Here is a 15,951-nt window from a genome sequence, read left to right as displayed (position 1 = left end):
GCCCGGCCGCAGCACCTTCAGCCGGCAGCCGATGGCCCCTGCGTGCCGACCAACCGCATCGGCCGCAGGTCAGCCAGGGTCAGCCGTTCCAGCGGCTGCGGCCGTTCGATGGCATAACCCTGCAGCCCCTGCACGCCCATCCCGGCCAGCGCCTCGGCAATTTCGGTGGTCTCCACCCACTCGGCCACCACCTCCATCTGCAGTTCGCGGCCCAGCTCGCTGATCGCGCGCACGCTGGCACGGCTGACCGGATCGGTGTCCATGTCGCGCACGAATGCCCCGTCGATCTTCAGCATGTCCGCCGACAGCTGCCGCAGATAGCCGAACGAGGACAGGCCCGAGCCGAAATCATCCAGCGCCACCCGGCAGCCGCGCGCCTTGACCGCGTCGATGAAGGCACGCGCCTGGCTCAGGTTGCCGATGGCCGCGGTTTCGGTGATCTCGAAACAGAGCTTGGACGCCAGTGCGCGGTTGCGCTCCAGCAGGTCGCAGACGAAGGCCAGGAATCCCGGCTCGGCGATCGACTGGGCCGACACATTGACGTTGCACAGGCCCAGTTGGCGTACGTGCGCCGGGCACACCTGCAGGTGGCGGAACAGCAACCCGAGCACGTGCCGGTCCAACACCACCGCCATGCCATAGCGCTCCACCGCGGGCATGAACTGGCCCGGCAGGTGCAGCACGCCGTCACTGTCACGCATGCGTACCAGCACCTCGTAGTGCAGGTAGGACGGATCACCCACTTTGGCGATGCGCTGCGCATACAACAGCATCCGGTTCTCGGCCATGGCGCGACTGACGCCCTGCAGGCGTTCGGCCTCCAGCCGTCGCTCCTCCAGGGCCAGCCGGTTTTCGTTGAAGCAATGCACGCGGTTGCGACCGGCCTGCTTGGCCGCATAGCACGCGCTGTCGGCCGCGCTCATCAACCAGTTCACGTCCGGCGCCTCGGCTGTCACTTCGACCACGCCGACACTGCAGCTCAACTGGGGGCTGCCCTCGCTGACCGGGAACGTGGCCTGGCCCAGGTTGCGGATCAGTCGCTGCAGCACGCGCTTGGCTTCATCCTGGTTGGCGCGGGCGAGAAACACCGCGAACTCGTCCGCCCCCAGGCGGCCGACCCAGTCGCCATCGCGCACCGCACCGACCAGGTACTCGGCGAAACTGCGCAGCATCTGGTCGCCGGCCGCGTGGCCGAAGCTGTCGTTGACCAGCTTGAAGTGGTCCAGGTTGATGTAGCCCAGTGCATGGGTTCCACCGTCGGAGCGGACCTGCAGCAGCGATTTTTCCAGCAGACGCTCGATCTCCCGGCGATTGATCAGGCCGGTCAGGGGGTCATGGCTGGCGTGGTGTTCGATCTCGCGTGCCAACGCGTGGTTCTGGCTGACATCCTCCACGATGGCGAACACCGACAGGCCACCGCTGGCGGTGCGCACGCCGGTGCCACTCCAGCGTCCCCACACCAGGCTGCCATCACGACGCCGGAAACGCAGTTCGCCCGGTCGCAGCTGACGTTCCCAGTCGATGCGGCCACTTTCATCGATCACCAGCTCGCCCTCCATCAGCAGCTCGGCCAGCGACATCTGCAGCAGCACGTCCCGACGATGGTCGAGAATGTCGGCCATCGCCTGGTTGGCCTCCACCACCCGGCCGCCGGCATCCAGCTTGAGCATGCCGACGTTGGCTTGGTAGAAGGCAGCCCGGAAGCGGCTCTCATGCTCGGTCAGGTCCTTGCCCACCCGGCGGGCCAGGGCCACCGCCATCAGGCTGATCAGCAGGACCGACAGGCCGCCCACGGCCAGGGTCGCGATGCGCACCGCGCGCGCCATGCGCAGCAGTGCCTGCGAGAACGCCTGCGCCTGCCCGCGCAGCTGGTGGTCGATGCCACGCAGCCGATGCAGGTAGTCATCCACGGTCGCCTCGTCCAGCGGTCCGGAGCCATGGCGCCGTTGCAGTTCCTCCGCCAGCGATTGCATGGCCAGCAGGTTTGCGTCGGTCTGCCGCCACAGCCAGGTGGCTTCGCGGAAGGCTCCGACGTTGCGCGCATGGCGGAACGAGAAGATCAGCCGCGGAATGTCGGCGCGGGCATTGCCCCCACGCAGAAAACCGGCGCGGGCTGTCGCCTCGTCCGGTTCGGGTTGCTCCAGCGCCTTGCGGGCCTGCAGGTCACCCAACGGAACCTGCAGTGCCCGTTGGGCATCCTGCAGATCCTGCAGATGGCCACGCGCCAGGTAACGGCTGAGCGCTGCGGTGGCGTCCTGCTGCCCCCGCGACCAGTAGCCCTGCCCTGCGATCCATGCGGTCGATGCCGCCTGCAGCTCCTGGATCACAGCCGACAGCGCGACCAAGCCGATCGCCATGCCCGTCAACAGCGCAAATCGCAGTCCCAGCCCGCGGGTCATCGGTACCCGTCGGCGCTGCTGGTCCATGCCACTTCTACCCATCCTGGATCCCCCGAATGTGCTGCGGTGACAATCTCCTACGGAACCGCGCCAGCCTAGAACCGCAGATGTGTGGGCCATGCGAAACCGGACCCGGCCGGTGATCGGCAGCGGCGGCCGGGCCGCCCTGGCGCCATGCAAACAACAACGCCAGCCCGGAGGCTGGCGTTGTTCGTCTACTTCAGCGCGGCTTAGAAGCTGCGCGGGCCACGCGGCTTGTTGAAGCCATCACGACGCGGCGGACGGCTGTCGCGGTCGCCGCCGGGGCCACCCGGACCGCTGCGACGCGGAGCTCCCGGGCCACCCGGACCGCCCGGACCACGCTTGTCGAAGCGCGGCTTGAACGGACGCGGCGCCGGATTGACCTCTTCACCGGCCGCCAACGGGCGCATCTGCAGCTGCTGGCCGGACACCCATACCTTCTGCAGGTGGGTCAGCACGTCCGACGGCATCTGTGCCGGCAGATCCAGCAGCGAGAAGTCGTCGTGGATGTCGATACGACCGATGAAGCGACTTTCCAGGCCGGCTTCATTGGCGATGGCGCCGACGATGTTGGCCGGCTTCACGCCATGCTGGTGGCCGACCGAAATGCGGTAGGTCTCCATGCCCTGCTCCGGTGCACCGCGCGGCGGCACGTCACGGCGCGGGCGCTGCTCGAAGCCACCCTCGGCATCGTCACGACGCGGGCCACGCTCGAAGCGCGGGCCGCGCTCGTTGCGGTCGCCACGTTCCGGGCGCTCGGTGCGCTCGAAACGCTCGCGCGGCGCACGCTCTTCGCGCGGTGCACGCACCGGCGGCTGCAGCAGGAACGGGGTATCGCCCTGCATCATCTTCGCCAGTGCGGCGGCCACTTCGATGGCCGGCACGTTCTGTTCGGACTCGAAACGCTCCAGCAGCTGGCGGTAGAAGTCCAGGCCGCCCTGGCCCAGCGTCTCGGTGATGCGCGAGGTGAACTTGTTGATGCGGTTGTCGTTGACCGCTTCCACGCTCGGCAGCTGCATTTCTTCGATCGGCTGGCGGGTCGCACGCTCGATCTGGCGCAGCATGCCCTTTTCGCGCGGGGTGGCGAACAGGATTGCTTCACCGCTGCGGCCGGCACGGCCGGTACGGCCGATGCGGTGCACGTAGCTTTCGGTGTCGTACGGGATGTCGTAGTTCAGCACGTGGCTGATGCGTTCCACGTCCAGGCCACGAGCGGCCACGTCGGTGGCGACCAGGATGTCCAGCTTGCCTTCCTTCAGCATGGCGATGGTGCGCTCACGCTGCGCCTGCTGCATGTCACCGTTGATGGCGGCAGCGGCCAGGCCACGGGCCTGCAGCTTGCTGGCCAGCTCTTCGGTGCCGGCCTTGGTGCGCGCGAAGACGATCATCGCGTCGAACGGCTCGACTTCGAGGATGCGGGTCAGCGCGTCCAGCTTGTGCATGCCGCTCACCCACCAGTAGCGCTGGCGGATGTTGGCCGAGGTGGTGGTCTTGGTCGCGATGGTGACTTCGACCGGGTCCTTCAGGTAGGTCTGCGCGATACGACGGATGGCCGGCGGCATGGTGGCCGAGAACAGCGCCACCTGGCGCTTCTCCGGCAGCTTCTTCAGCACCGCTTCGACGTCGTCGATGAAGCCCATGCGCAGCATTTCATCGGCTTCGTCCAGCACCAGCGTCTTCAGCTCGGACAGGTCCAGGGTGCTGCGGTTCAGATGGTCGATGACGCGGCCGGGGGTACCGACCACGATGTGCACGCCGCGGCGCAGGGCCGTCAGCTGCTGGCCGTACGGCTGGCCGCCGTACACCGGCAGCACGCGGAAACCGGGGATCTTCGAGGAATAGGACTGGAACGCCTCGGCAACCTGGATGGCCAGCTCGCGGGTCGGGGCCAGCACGAGGGCCTGCGGCTTGATCTGCTGCAGGTCGATGTTGGACAGCACCGGCAGCGCGAAGGCCGCGGTCTTGCCGGTACCGGTCTGGGCCTGGCCCAGCACGTCGCGGCCTTCCAGCATCGCCGGGATGGTGGCAGCCTGGATCGGCGACGGCGTTTCGTAGCCGATGGCAGTGACAGCCTGCATGACAGAATCGGACAGGCCGAGCTGCGCGAACTGCAGCTGCGCTTGGGTTTCTTGGGACATGGGGAACTCCGAAGGCACTGCCACGAGCATGGCAGGCGAAAAAAAAGGGGGATTCCGCGCTTTGGGCGCCCTTCTTATCGCGTGCCCTGGCGCTGCTCGGTTGGAGCTGAGGTTTTACTCGCTCAGAGCGGAATGATACCGCACTGTGCCTGAACAAGGTGTACAGGAAGCCAACGGCATGCCGTTCCGGCCCGCCGTGGCGCACAATAGGCGCCCATTTTACCGCCGCGGGCCCTGTCCTGCAGCGCCTGCCCCAGGAAACCCGTTCCATGCAGATCCTCGAATTCGACCTCGACGGCGATTACGTCGAACTCAAGCAGCTGCTGAAGCTGGCCGACCTGGTCACCAGCGGCGGCGAAGCCAAGATGGTCATCAGCGAAGGCCTGGTGCTGGTCGATGGCGAGGTCGAGCTGCGCAAGGCCTGCAAGATCCGCGCAGGCCAGGTGGTCGAGTTCAACGACAGCCAGATCCGCGTCCTGGCCGCCGCGTAAGTCACCGCGTGGCCGTCAGGCCACGCGCTGGGTCAGGTGGGCGGCAATCAAGTGCCGGAACGGTGCCACCCCCTGCGCCACCCGCAACCCGGCCGCCCGCAACAGGCGCGCCGGACGACGGTCGTCGGTATACAGGCTGGCAATCGCATTGGTCGCTTCATACAGCGGCCGCGCCGCCAGCCGATGCCCGCGCTGGTAGCGGCCCAGCATGCCGGCCGCGGCGATGTCCGCTCCGCGTCGCTGCTGCTCGGCAATGCCCTGCGCCAGCCGCTGCGCGCTGGCCAGGCCCAGGTTGAAACCATGTGCGGTGACCGGGTGCATGCCCACTGCGGCGTCACCGATCAGTGCCGAACGTTCGCTGACGAAGCGGTGCGCATACACCCCGACCAAGGGATAGGCCTGTGGCGTGGCCACTGGCTGCATGCGTCCCAGGCGGTGTTCGAAGAAGCCGCTGATGGCCTCCCCGAACGCGATCTCATCCATCGCCAGCAGCGCTTCGATCTGCCGCGGCGGCAGGGTGATCACCGCCGATGCCTGGCCTTCGTTGAGCGGCAGCAGCGCCATCGTGCGGCCATAGCCGAACCACTCCCACGCCGTGTGGTGGTGATCGCGCTCGACCTGCATCCTGCAGACCAGCATCGATTTGCCGAAGTCACGCATCTGCGCACCGATGCCGAGCATGCGTCGGGTGCCGGAGAAGCGACTGTCGGCACATACCAGCAGCCGCGCATGCAGCTCGCTGCCATCGTCCAGGCGCACCACGTGGCCCTGGCTGTCGGCGCGTACCGCCTGCACCTTGCGGCCATCAAACAGGTCCAGCCCGTCCTGGCCCTGCACCGCCTGCCAGGCCGCGCGGCGGATCAGATGGTTGGGCACCAGCCAGCCCAACGGCTGGCCATCGACCTGGCTGCTGGCGAAGGTCAGCGCGAAGGGCGAACCTCCGTTCAGCACCCGCGCGTCGCGCAGTTCGGCAACCTCGGCTTCGGGCAGGCGCTGCCACAGGCCAAGCTGTTCCAGGCTTTGCCGCGAGGCATGGGTCAAGGCGATTTCGCGGCCGTCGAAGGCCGCCTCGGCCAGGGCCTGGCGCGGCTGTGCCTCGACCAGCCCCACCTGCAGGCCAGTGCTGGCCAGCGCGCGCGCAAAGCAAAGCCCTGCCGGTCCGGCACCGACCACCACCACGTCCATCCTGCGCATGCGCGCCTCCTGCCGTTGATCCAGTCGCGGCCAGCATAGCGCCGCGTGCCTGACCGGCCTTGATCTGGATCAGCTGCGCGTCACAGCAGCGCGAACACCATCGCCAGGATCGCCACGATCGACACCAGCCAGACCAGGCTGCGCACATAGGGCACGCCGGCTGCGTACAGCGGCAGGTAGACAACGCGTGCCCAGAAGTAGACCTGCGCCGCCAGCGCGGTGGTGTCGCTGCCACGCCCGGCCACCACCACCGCAATCGCTGCGGCGGCGAAGAACGGGAAGGTCTCGAAGAAGTTGGATTGCGCCCGCTGCAGTCGTCCAGCCAGTGGACTCAGCGGCTTGGACGAGTCGTCACGTGCGGAGGCGTTCCATTTCATCCCGCGCTCGCGGGTGACCACGGTGGAGGCGGCAAAGATGTAGACGAAACCCAGCAGCATCGCCCACGCCAGCATCGTCAGTTCGGTAGCCATCTTCGATCTCCGTCAGGGGCTGGAGGCGCGCAGGCTGTATCCGGCCAGGCGCCAGGTCTGGTCTTCGTCGAAGCGGAACGACACCAGCTCGCGTACCGGCTGCGCGCTGTTGGCGAAACGGGTCGGGAAGCTGACGTTGATGTACAGGCCTTCGGGCACGGCCGCACCTGCAGCGTATTTCACGCGGGTGATGGTCGGCTGGCCACGCCCGGCCAGCGCGCCAAGACGCGTGCGGTCTGCGGCAAGCTGGCTGACGAAGGCCGCCTTGGGCACTGCGCGGCGGGCAACCGCCGAGGCGCCGTCCCACAATTCACCGGCCCGATTGGCGTCGACCAGTTGCGCGGCCTTCAATGCGGCACTGCCCATTTCCGCGTCCTGTTTCTGCACTTGCGCCTGCTGGGCCGGGCTCAGCGCCGGCGTGGCAGCAGTCGCCGGCTTTGCGGCCGTCGGGGCGCTCGGCGCGGGGCGAGCCGGGGCCGGTGCGGGCGTGGCCGGCGCCGGCGTTTGCGCCAGTGCAGCGAAGGGCAACAGGGACAGCAGCAGGAGCACGCGCTTCATGGACACCGCCGGTTCGATGGAAAGAACCGCAGTCTACGCCAGCGCAGTGAGTGGGCCGTCAGCGCGCCTGGACGCTGCCTTCCACCGCACCCGCCTCGGCCTGCGACGCCGGTGCCGCCGATGTCGCGGGCAGCTGCTCGGCCACCGGCGGCTGCTCCGGCGGTGCCGGTGGCAGCGTAGCCACGTCGATCTCCGACAGCGGGCTTTCCTCCGGGCACACCGGGTCGGGGAAGCCGAAGCGCTGCTTCAGCGACTGGCCACAGCTGTTGATCGATTCCATGTCGGCACCGTCGCGCTTGCACTGCTGGTCGAACGCCACCAGGAACGCATCCTTGCGCTGCACGAAGTCGTCGCCGCAGGTACGCATCTGCTTGATCCGCTCCAGGTCGTCCTGCACGGCGTTGGTCCCGTCCAGGCCGTACTGGCGAAGCTCTTCGGCAGTCAGCAGGCGCAGGCTGCGGTTGGGCACGGTCATCATCAGGTCGGCCACGCCTACCGCCACGCCATTGCGCTGCAGATAATCCTTCACGTTGTCATAGACCTCGTGCAGCTCGCGGTTGAGTTCCGCGCGCGAAGTGGCCTTGGAACTGATGCGCATCATGCGGTGGATGCCGACCTTGCCGGTCAACAGGCGGTTGTCGCCGGCAGCCAGCACGAACACGCAGGCGCTGTGGCAGATCGAGCCCTCGCGCACCCAGATGGTCCAGCCGGATTCGCCGATGCTGTCGCCGGCAACGATGGCCGATTCCACCTGGCCACCGCTGGAATCCAGATCCAGGATGCGCTTGTGGATCTGCAGCTCGTCGGCGACCACGGCCAGCCGCCACATCATCTCGGCAAACCCGGGGTTGATCTTGCCGTTGTAGCGCACGCGCAGCAGGCCACGCTCGGCGCACGGCGCCAGCGCCTGCTTCAGCTGTTCGCGCTGCAGGCCTTCCAGTTCAATGCCATCGCCGCCGTCGCCGGCGTAATCGGTGGTGCAGCTGACCCAGGCCTTGCCGTTTTCCAGCTGCGCCTGCGGCCAGGGCCGATCAGCGCGGCTGCGTGCCTGTGCCGGCGGTGGCGGCGCATCGGCGGCATTGATCGACACCATGTTTTCGCCATCGCTGGCCGGAGCCCGCGTGGCCTTGTCGGCAGCGGTTACGTTGCCAGGGTTCTCCAACTGGCTGCAGCCCGCCAGGGCCAGGCACAACAGGGGCAACCAGCGGAGTTTGGCGGACATCGGGCAACCGGATTCAGACAGGCAAGAACCACAGTCTACCCGTCCACGACGCGCATTCAGCGCCCGCCACTGAACCTGTTCTGACCCTCTGACCCTGTCATTTCCCGTCCCAGCGACATCCGACATCCCACACAACATTGCGTGGATCCACCATGTCGACCAAGGTCGACACCCACCAACAGCAGCGGGAACCTGTCGAAGGCGGGGTGGGTCCGGTTGCAGGGGTGTCCGCGGCATGGATGCCGCGGCCAAGCTTACAGGGGTGAGGGCGCTTTGCTTGCGAAGCACTGCTTCGCAAGCGCCCGAACGCACAGCCGCCAGCGGCTGGGCCGGGCCCCGGAGGGGGACTTGCAGCGTCCCCTGCAACCGGACCCACCCCGCCATCCCACGGCTAGCCCGCTGTTGCCGTTGCCGTTGCCTTTGCGGGTGCCGGGCGCAGCCCGGCCAGGCCCCTCCAGGATCCATGTCCGAATATGGCGAGTACTACCGCCCGCAGGCGCCTAGACTGGCGCCATGGATACCGCACTCGCCCTCGACACTGCCGCCTGCGATCGCGCCCGCCTGGCCCGTGATGCACGCTTCGACGGCGTGTTCTTCACCGCCGTGCGCAGCACCGGCATCTATTGCCGGCCGGTGTGCCCGGCGCCGCCACCGAAGCCACGTAACATCACCTACTACCCCACGGCAGCGGCCGCTGCGTCCGCCGGCTATCGCCCTTGCCTGCGCTGCCGCCCCGAGCTGGCCCCGCTGGCACAACAGGCGCTGGCCGGACAGGCCGTGCAGCGGGCCCTGGCGCTGATCCATGCCGGCTTCCTGCAGGACCAGCCGGTGGCCGAGCTGGCAGGAAAGATCGGCCTCAGCGCACGCCAGCTGCAACGCCTGTTCATCGAACGGCTGGGCGCAACGCCAGGGCAGATCCACGCAACCCATCGCCTGCTGCTGGCCAAGCAGCTGCTGACCGAAACCACGCTGCCGGTGACCGACGTGGCACTGGCCGCTGGTTACAACAGCCTCCGCCGCTTCAATACGGCATTCCTGCAGGGCTGCGGCATGGCGCCTACCGTACTGCGCCGCCAACACCATCCCCTGGCCGCCGACGATGGCGGGCTGGTGCTGCGCCTGGGCTATCGACCGCCGCTGGATTTCCCCCGCATGCTGGCCTTCCTGCGCAAGCGCAGCCTGCCCGGCATCGAACTGATCGGGGAAGACAGTTACCAGCGCGTGTTGGGCACAGCCGAGCGCCCCGCCCTGCTGCGCGTCACCGCCGACCCGAAGCGGCCCGAGTTGCGCCTGCAACTGGGCGCGGTCGACCCACGCCTGATTCCGGACATCGTGCGCCGCGTGCGCCGTGTGTTCGACCTGGACGCCGACCTGCAGCAGGTGCACGCAGCGCTGGGCGATGAACCGCTGTTGGCGCGCGGCATCGACGAGCGCCCCGGCCTGCGCGTGCCAGGCGGATGGGACGGCTTCGAGGTGGGCGTGCGCGCGGTGCTGGGCCAGCAGGTCAGCGTGGCCGCGGCCACCACGTTCGCGCGTCGGCTGGTCGATGCCTACGGTGCGCACCTGCCCGGCATGCCGCCCGAATTCGACCGTCAGTTTCCAGCGCCGGACGTACTGGGCGACGCGCCGCTGGAATCGATCGGCCTGCCACGCAGCCGCGCCGCCACCGTGCGCGCCCTCGCCGCAGCCTGCGCCAGCGGCCAGCTGGACTTCGGGCCGGGGCAGGCACTGGAAGAATTCGTCGCCCGCTGCGTGGCCCTGCCCGGCATCGGCCCGTGGACGGCGCAGTACATTGCCCTGCGTGGGCTCGGCCAGCCTGATGCCTTCCCCGCCGGTGACCTGGTGCTGCAGCAGGTGCTGGGCCACGCGCAGGGCCAGCGCCTCAGCGAACGCGCCACCGAGGCCCGTTCGCAATCATGGCGCCCATGGCGCGCCTATGCCGTGCTGCATCTGTGGCACCTGTCCGGCACTTTCGTTGGAGAACCCTCATGAACCTGTTGTTCGATCGCTTCGATACACCGATCGGTGAACTGACCATCGCCGGGGATGAGAATGGCCTGGCCCACGTTCTGTTCCCGGAAAACCGCCATCCTGCGCGCGGCCGCGAGCACTGGCATTACGCGCCTGGCGCATTGCCGGAGGCGCGCGAACAGTTGTTGCAGTACCTGCACGGTGAGCGCAGCGGTTTCGACCTGGCGCTGGCACCGCATGGCACGCCGTTCCAGCTGCGCGTCTGGCATGCGCTGGCGTTGATTCCCTTCGGCCAGACCTGGAGCTACCTGCAGCTGGCGCAGCAGTTGGGCCAGCCGACGGCGACCCGTGCGGTCGGCGCGGCCAATGGCCGCAATCCGTTGCCAATCGTACTGCCGTGCCATCGCGTGATCGGCAGCAACGGTACGTTGACCGGCTTCGGTGGTGGACTGGAAACCAAGGCGGCCTTGTTGCGGCTGGAGCAGCGACAGGCACCGCTGTTTGCATGAGGGTTGGAGGCAGGGCTGCGCCCTGCACCCGCTACAAGCCAGAGCAACATCAACGTCAAAAGCAGGTTGTCCGTGGGTGGTCGGGGCGGTGTCGGATTGCGGGGACGCCGTAAACCCATCCTTGGGGGCTTGGCCGCGGCTTGCTCTTGCGCGCTGTCCTGCGCACACGGCAAGACCGGGGTTGGACGTCCTGCCCAACCCGCCCGAGGCATGCCTCGGGCCCATGCCGCGGACACCCCGCAATCCGACACCGCCCCGCCTTCGACAGGTTCCCGGTGACGGTTTGATTCGTTCCGGTAGATCCACGCCATGCGTGGATGGAAGCATCCGTAATCTGTCTGGAGAAAAGCCCCCTTGTTGTTCAAGGGGGCGCGCCAAAGGCGCGGGGATAAGGTGAAATGCGTGGACACGCCAGCACGCCAACGGCGGGATGGCGTGTTCAAGGGGGCGCGCCAAAAGCGCGGGGATAAGGTGAAATGCGTGGACACGCCAGCGCGCCACAGGCGCGATGGCGTGTCTTGGGTACGTCATTGCTGCGGATTATCATGAGCGGATGACTTCTGTACGCCTGACCTGCACGCTGGCGCTGCTGCTGCCCCTGGCCGCATGCACCACCACGCCTTCGCCTTCGACAACCATCGCTGCACCTGCCGCGGAGGCGAATACGCCGCCCGCCCGCCCGCCGAAGCTGCTGTTGATCTCCATCGACGGCCTGCGCGCCGATGCGTTGGATCGCGGCCTCACCCCGAACCTTCAGCGGATCATCGATGGGGGCGTGCGTGCGCGCTGGATGACGCCCTCCTATCCCTCGCTTACTTTCCCCAACCACTACACACTGGTCACCGGCCTGCGTCCGGACCACCACGGCATCATCAACAACAGCATGGACGATGCCGCGCTCGGTCGCTTCGCGCTGCACGACCGCACTGCGGTGACCACCAGCGGATGGTGGGGCGGCGAACCGATCTGGGTCGGTGCCGAGAAGGTCGGTGTGCGCACCGCCACCACCTCATGGCCGGGCAGCGAAGCCGAGATCCAGGGCACACGGCCCAGCCAGTGGCGTATTTACGATGCCAAGGAACCGCTGGAGCAGCGTGCGCAGACAGTGCTCGACTGGCTGTCGCAGACCGATGCCGATGCGCCGCGCCTGACCACGCTGTACATGGAGCATGTGGACAAGGCCGGCCACAACTTTGGCCCCGAATCCAGGCAGTACACCGAGGCCATCGTGCATGCCGACAAGGTCATCGGCCAGGTGCTCGATGGCCTGCAGCAGCACGACCTGGCCGACAGCACCAACGTGATCGTGGTCTCCGATCACGGCATGGCGCCGGTACCGGAGGGCCAGGTGATCGCCCTCGAATCGATGGTTGACCCTGCCATCGCGCGCAACGTCAGCGCAGGCCAGTCGGTCGGCTTCGCGCCGGAGGTGGGACGCGAAGCAGAGGCCGAGCGTGCCCTGCTCGGTCGCCACGCACACTACGAATGCTGGAAGAAGGAGAACCTGCCGGCCCGCTGGCATTACGGCACCCATCCGCGCGTGCCTGCCATCGTCTGCCAGATGGATGAAGGCTGGGACGCGCTGACGCGCGAGAAGATCGCCAAGCGCGAGCACGCCGATCGCGGCTCCCATGGCTACGACAACGCGTTGCCGTCGATGCGCGCAGTGTTCGTCGCCCGTGGCCCTTCATTCCGGCAAGGCCTGGTGATCGACGGTTTCGACAATGTCGACGTCTACCCGCTGCTGGTGCACCTGCTGCAGGTGCCGGAAGCGGCCAACGATGGCAACGCGCAGACGCTGCAGAAAACCCTGCGCTGATCGCGGCGCCATGCCCTGGCCATGGTCAAAAAAAAACGCGGCGCCGAGCGCCGCGTTTTTCTTTGGACCGGTCGGTCGGCGGATCAGCCGGCCTTGGCCACTGCCTTCTTGGCCACAGCCTTCTTCGCCGGAGCCTTGGCCACGGTCTTCTTGGCAACCGGGGCGGCGGCGCCTACGGCGACCTTGCTCGCGGTGTGCGAACGGGCGTTGCCGTAGCTGGCGTTGTAGCGCTTGCCCTTGGCGGTCTTGCGGTCACCCTTACCCATGTCTTCAACTCCTCAAATGTGAAATCTGGTTACCCCGTACTGACACGGGTTCGGCGGGGCCGCCTTGCTGGGCGCCCCCGCGCACGATCGGAAAGCCTACCACGTAGCGCCTAGTGCGCGCAGCTGGCGTCATGCACGTGGCCGTGGTTCAGGCGCAGGTTGACCAGGTGCGCGATGCCGACCAGCAGCCCGCCCAAGGTCATCACCACCGCATGCGGCACCGCGTTGTGGTGCAGCGGGTCGTACAGCACGCCGGCCCACAAAGCGACCAGACCGGGAATCAGAAACGCGAGCGCACGCAGCGCGCCGTGCCGCCGATAGCCCCAGACCAGGCTGAACAAGCCCAGCAGGGTCACGAACACCACCAGCGCCTTCTCCACGCCATCACTGAGCCAGAAAGACAGGCCAAGCGAGGGGGCAGCGGCCAGCAGCAGCGGAATGACCGCGCAATGCACCGCGCACAGCATCGAACCGGTGGCGCCGAAGCGATCGAGCAGGTGGCGCAGGCGTGAGGGCAAAGGCATGACTTCCAGCAGGGCGGCGAATCGTTATGGAATAATATAACATCGATCCCCGAACCGCACGGTTCTCTCCCCCTGTCCCGCCGACGGGATTCGTGCGCCACCCGATTGATATATTGTAACAAAGGACCGCCCATGCCCTCCCACCACCCTCGTTTCAAGCCGCATTCCCTGGCCCTGGCGCTCGCTGCGCTGCTGCCGTCCGTCGCCTTTGCGGCCTCCGACGATGATTCGCATCGTGACCGCCACCTGACCGAACTGTCCTCGGTGCAGGTCACCGCGTCGCCGCTGCAGGGTGACGCCGAATCGCTGGCGCGTCCGGTTGAAGTGCTGGCCGGTGAGCGACTGGATGAGCAGAAGGCCGGCACCCTCGGCGATACCGTCGCCAAGCTGCCCGGCGTGCAGAGCACCTTCTTCGGTCCCGGTGTCGGCCGCCCGATCATCCGCGGCCAGGAAGGCCCGCGCGTGGCCGTGCTGTCCAACGGCATGGGCAACATGGACGCCTCCACCGTGAGCGCCGACCATGCCACCAGCATCGAGCCGTTCCTGGCCGACCAGATCGAAGTACTGAAAGGCCCGGCTACCCTGCTGTTCGGCAGCGGCGCGATCGGCGGTGCGGTGAACGTGGTCGATGGGCGCATTGCGCGCGAACTGCCGGATCGACCGCTCAGCGGCCGTGCCGAGCTGCGTGGCAATTCGGTCAACGACGAGCGCAGCGGCATGTTCCGCCTGGACGGCGTGAGCGGCAACGTCGTGCTGCACGTGGATGGCCTGGTGCGCAATGGCGATGATTTCCGCATTCCCGGCTACGCGGTGATCGACGGCCTGGAAGACCACCACGATGACCACGACCACGCGGGCGAGGAAGGTGAAGAGCCGCGTCGCGGCCGCCTGGACAACAGTTCCATCCGCACCCGCGCCGGCGGCGTCGGCGCCACGTGGCTGGGTGAAGGCGGCTACTTCGGCGCCTCGGCCAGCACCTACCGCACCAACTACGGCATCCCCAACGGCGCCCACGTGCATGCTGACGGCGATGGCCACGACCATGATCACGACCACGACCATGGCGAGGAGGAGGAAGGTGAAGAGCACGACGTGCGCATCGACATGGTGCAGAACCGTTTCGAGACCAAGGCCGGCATCTACAACCCGGTATCGTTCCTGAAGAACGTCAACGCACGCGTGGCCTACACCGACTACGAACACGTGGAGCTGGAAGCCGGCACGCCGTCCACCCGCTTCACCAACCGCGGCATCGAAGGCCGCCTGGAAGCTGTGCAGCAGCAGATCGGCGGCTGGGACGGCGCCTTCGGCCTGCAGTTCGGCAACAGCGATTTCGGCGCCAAGGGCGAAGAAGCGTTCGTGCCCGATACCGGAACCAAGAACATCGGCCTGTTCGTTCTGCAGGAAAAGCAGTTCGGCCCGTTCAAGCTGGAACTGGGCGGTCGCCACGACCAGGTCAAGCTGGACCCCACCGGCGATTACCGCCGCCGCAAGTTCGACGCGACCAACCTGTCGGCCGCCGGTATCTGGAAGCTCAACGATGCGGTCGACCTGCGCATCGGCGTGGACAGCTCCGAGCGTGCACCGACCAATGAGGAGCTGTACGCCGCGGGTGCGCACATCGCCACCCGTTCGCTGGAAATCGGTGATGCCAACCTGAAGACCGAGCGCGGCCAACGCATTGAACTGGGCATCCACACCCACAGCGAGCGCCTGGACTTCTCTGCCGCGATCTACCAGACCAGGTTCAAGGACTTCATCTACCTGGCCGACACCGGCATCACTGAGAGCCTGCCGGTGCGCACCTGGACCCAGCAGGACGCGGTGTTCAAGGGCGCCGAGGCCGAAGCGCTGGTGCACCTGTTCGAAGGCGGCGCCGGTGATTGGGACCTGCGCGTGTTCGGCGACTACGTGCAGGCCAAGCTGGACGGCAACGGCAGCCGCACCCTGGACATCGCCGTGCCGCACGGTGACCACAACCACAACTACAGCGTCGAACTGGCCAACACCGGTTACCTGCCGCGCATCGCCCCGGCCCGTGTCGGCGCCGACCTGCGCTGGGCGAAGGATGGCTGGCGTGCCTCGGTGGGCGCGGTGCGTTACAGCCGGCAGAAGGACGTTGCGCAGAACGAGGAGCCGAGCAACGGCTACACCCTGGTCGATGCGCACCTGGCCTACCGCTGGGACCGCAGCGACAGCAACAGCTACGAGTTGTTCCTGGATGGCAGCAACCTGACCAACCGCGAAGTGCGTCCGCATACCTCGCTGCTGAAGGATTACTCGCCGCTGCCGGGTCGTGGTGTCGCTTTCGGGATCCGCGCGTTCTTCTGATGAGGCATCCACGCATGGCGTGGATCTACTGAAGTGCA

The 15,951-nt window shown here is 67.3% G+C and carries 13 protein-coding genes; 5 read left to right on the top strand and 8 right to left on the bottom strand.

Annotated elements, in window-relative coordinates; translation table 11 throughout:
• Positions 1 to 17 precede the first annotated feature (17 nt).
• Complete coding sequence (locus tag AC07UW_RS03765) at positions 18 to 2,441, bottom strand: putative bifunctional diguanylate cyclase/phosphodiesterase (protein WP_223494619.1); 2,424 nt, start codon at positions 2,439 to 2,441, stop codon at positions 18 to 20.
• Positions 2,442 to 2,629: 188 nt separating this feature from the next.
• Positions 2,630 to 4,558 carry a DEAD/DEAH box helicase gene (locus AC07UW_RS03760; protein ID WP_025877722.1) on the bottom strand — a complete coding sequence of 643 codons (1,929 nt, stop codon included), beginning with the start codon at positions 4,556 to 4,558 and terminating at the stop codon, positions 2,630 to 2,632.
• A gap of 269 nt (positions 4,559 to 4,827) precedes the next feature.
• Between AC07UW_RS03760 and AC07UW_RS03755 the strand changes: the two genes are divergently transcribed.
• Positions 4,828 to 5,049 carry an RNA-binding S4 domain-containing protein gene (locus AC07UW_RS03755; RefSeq protein ID WP_025877723.1) on the top strand — a complete coding sequence of 74 codons (222 nt, stop codon included), beginning with the start codon at positions 4,828 to 4,830 and terminating at the stop codon, positions 5,047 to 5,049.
• Between the two features lie 15 nt (positions 5,050 to 5,064).
• Here AC07UW_RS03755 and ubiM read toward each other — a convergent pair whose 3' ends face one another.
• The 4 genes from ubiM to AC07UW_RS03735 all read right to left on the bottom strand — a co-directional run bounded on the left by ubiM (position 5,065) and on the right by AC07UW_RS03735 (position 8,493).
• Complete coding sequence (gene ubiM / locus AC07UW_RS03750; protein ID WP_495211464.1) at positions 5,065 to 6,243, bottom strand: 5-demethoxyubiquinol-8 5-hydroxylase UbiM; 1,179 nt, start codon at positions 6,241 to 6,243, stop codon at positions 5,065 to 5,067.
• A gap of 80 nt (positions 6,244 to 6,323) precedes the next feature.
• On the bottom strand, positions 6,324 to 6,713 hold the full coding sequence (locus AC07UW_RS03745) for an MAPEG family protein (RefSeq protein WP_312112989.1): 390 nt from the start codon (positions 6,711 to 6,713) through the stop codon (positions 6,324 to 6,326).
• A gap of 12 nt (positions 6,714 to 6,725) precedes the next feature.
• Positions 6,726 to 7,271: a DUF4019 domain-containing protein gene (locus AC07UW_RS03740; RefSeq protein ID WP_495211463.1), complete on the bottom strand. Its 546-nt coding sequence runs from the start codon at positions 7,269 to 7,271 to the stop codon at positions 6,726 to 6,728.
• A gap of 58 nt (positions 7,272 to 7,329) precedes the next feature.
• Positions 7,330 to 8,493, bottom strand: a complete 1,164-nt coding sequence (locus tag AC07UW_RS03735) for a COG3904 family protein (protein ID WP_495211462.1) — start codon at positions 8,491 to 8,493, stop codon at positions 7,330 to 7,332.
• A gap of 513 nt (positions 8,494 to 9,006) precedes the next feature.
• On the opposite strand from AC07UW_RS03735, the gene AC07UW_RS03730 reads away from it, so the two are divergent.
• From AC07UW_RS03730 to AC07UW_RS03720, 3 genes are all read left to right on the top strand, one after another.
• Complete coding sequence (locus tag AC07UW_RS03730) at positions 9,007 to 10,485, top strand: AlkA N-terminal domain-containing protein (protein WP_495211461.1); 1,479 nt, start codon at positions 9,007 to 9,009, stop codon at positions 10,483 to 10,485.
• A complete protein-coding gene (locus AC07UW_RS03725) occupies positions 10,482 to 10,973 on the top strand; it encodes a methylated-DNA--[protein]-cysteine S-methyltransferase (RefSeq protein WP_025877732.1) in 492 nt (163 codons plus the stop codon). Before AC07UW_RS03730 ends, AC07UW_RS03725 begins: the two co-directional genes overlap by 4 nt.
• A 553-nt stretch (positions 10,974 to 11,526) precedes the next feature.
• A complete protein-coding gene (locus AC07UW_RS03720; protein ID WP_223494612.1) occupies positions 11,527 to 12,792 on the top strand; it encodes an alkaline phosphatase family protein in 1,266 nt (421 codons plus the stop codon).
• 83 nt (positions 12,793 to 12,875) lie between these two features.
• Here AC07UW_RS03720 and AC07UW_RS03715 read toward each other — a convergent pair whose 3' ends face one another.
• Complete coding sequence (locus tag AC07UW_RS03715; RefSeq protein ID WP_025879339.1) at positions 12,876 to 13,058, bottom strand: 30S ribosomal protein THX; 183 nt, start codon at positions 13,056 to 13,058, stop codon at positions 12,876 to 12,878.
• 110 nt (positions 13,059 to 13,168) lie between these two features.
• The gene (locus AC07UW_RS03710) at positions 13,169 to 13,582 is read right to left on the bottom strand and encodes a MerC domain-containing protein (protein WP_025879338.1); all 414 of its coding nucleotides are present in this window, start codon (positions 13,580 to 13,582) and stop codon (positions 13,169 to 13,171) included.
• 132 nt (positions 13,583 to 13,714) lie between these two features.
• Here AC07UW_RS03710 and AC07UW_RS03705 point away from each other — a divergent pair, with 132 nt between their 5' ends.
• Complete coding sequence (locus AC07UW_RS03705) at positions 13,715 to 15,913, top strand: TonB-dependent receptor (protein ID WP_495211460.1); 2,199 nt, start codon at positions 13,715 to 13,717, stop codon at positions 15,911 to 15,913.
• Positions 15,914 to 15,951: the final 38 nt, after the last annotated feature.

The sequence above is a fragment of the Stenotrophomonas sp. GW821-FHT02D01 genome (assembly GCF_059421765.1).
Note: the sequence above shows the minus strand (reverse complement) of the source record. Positions and strands in the feature narration are given on the sequence as shown.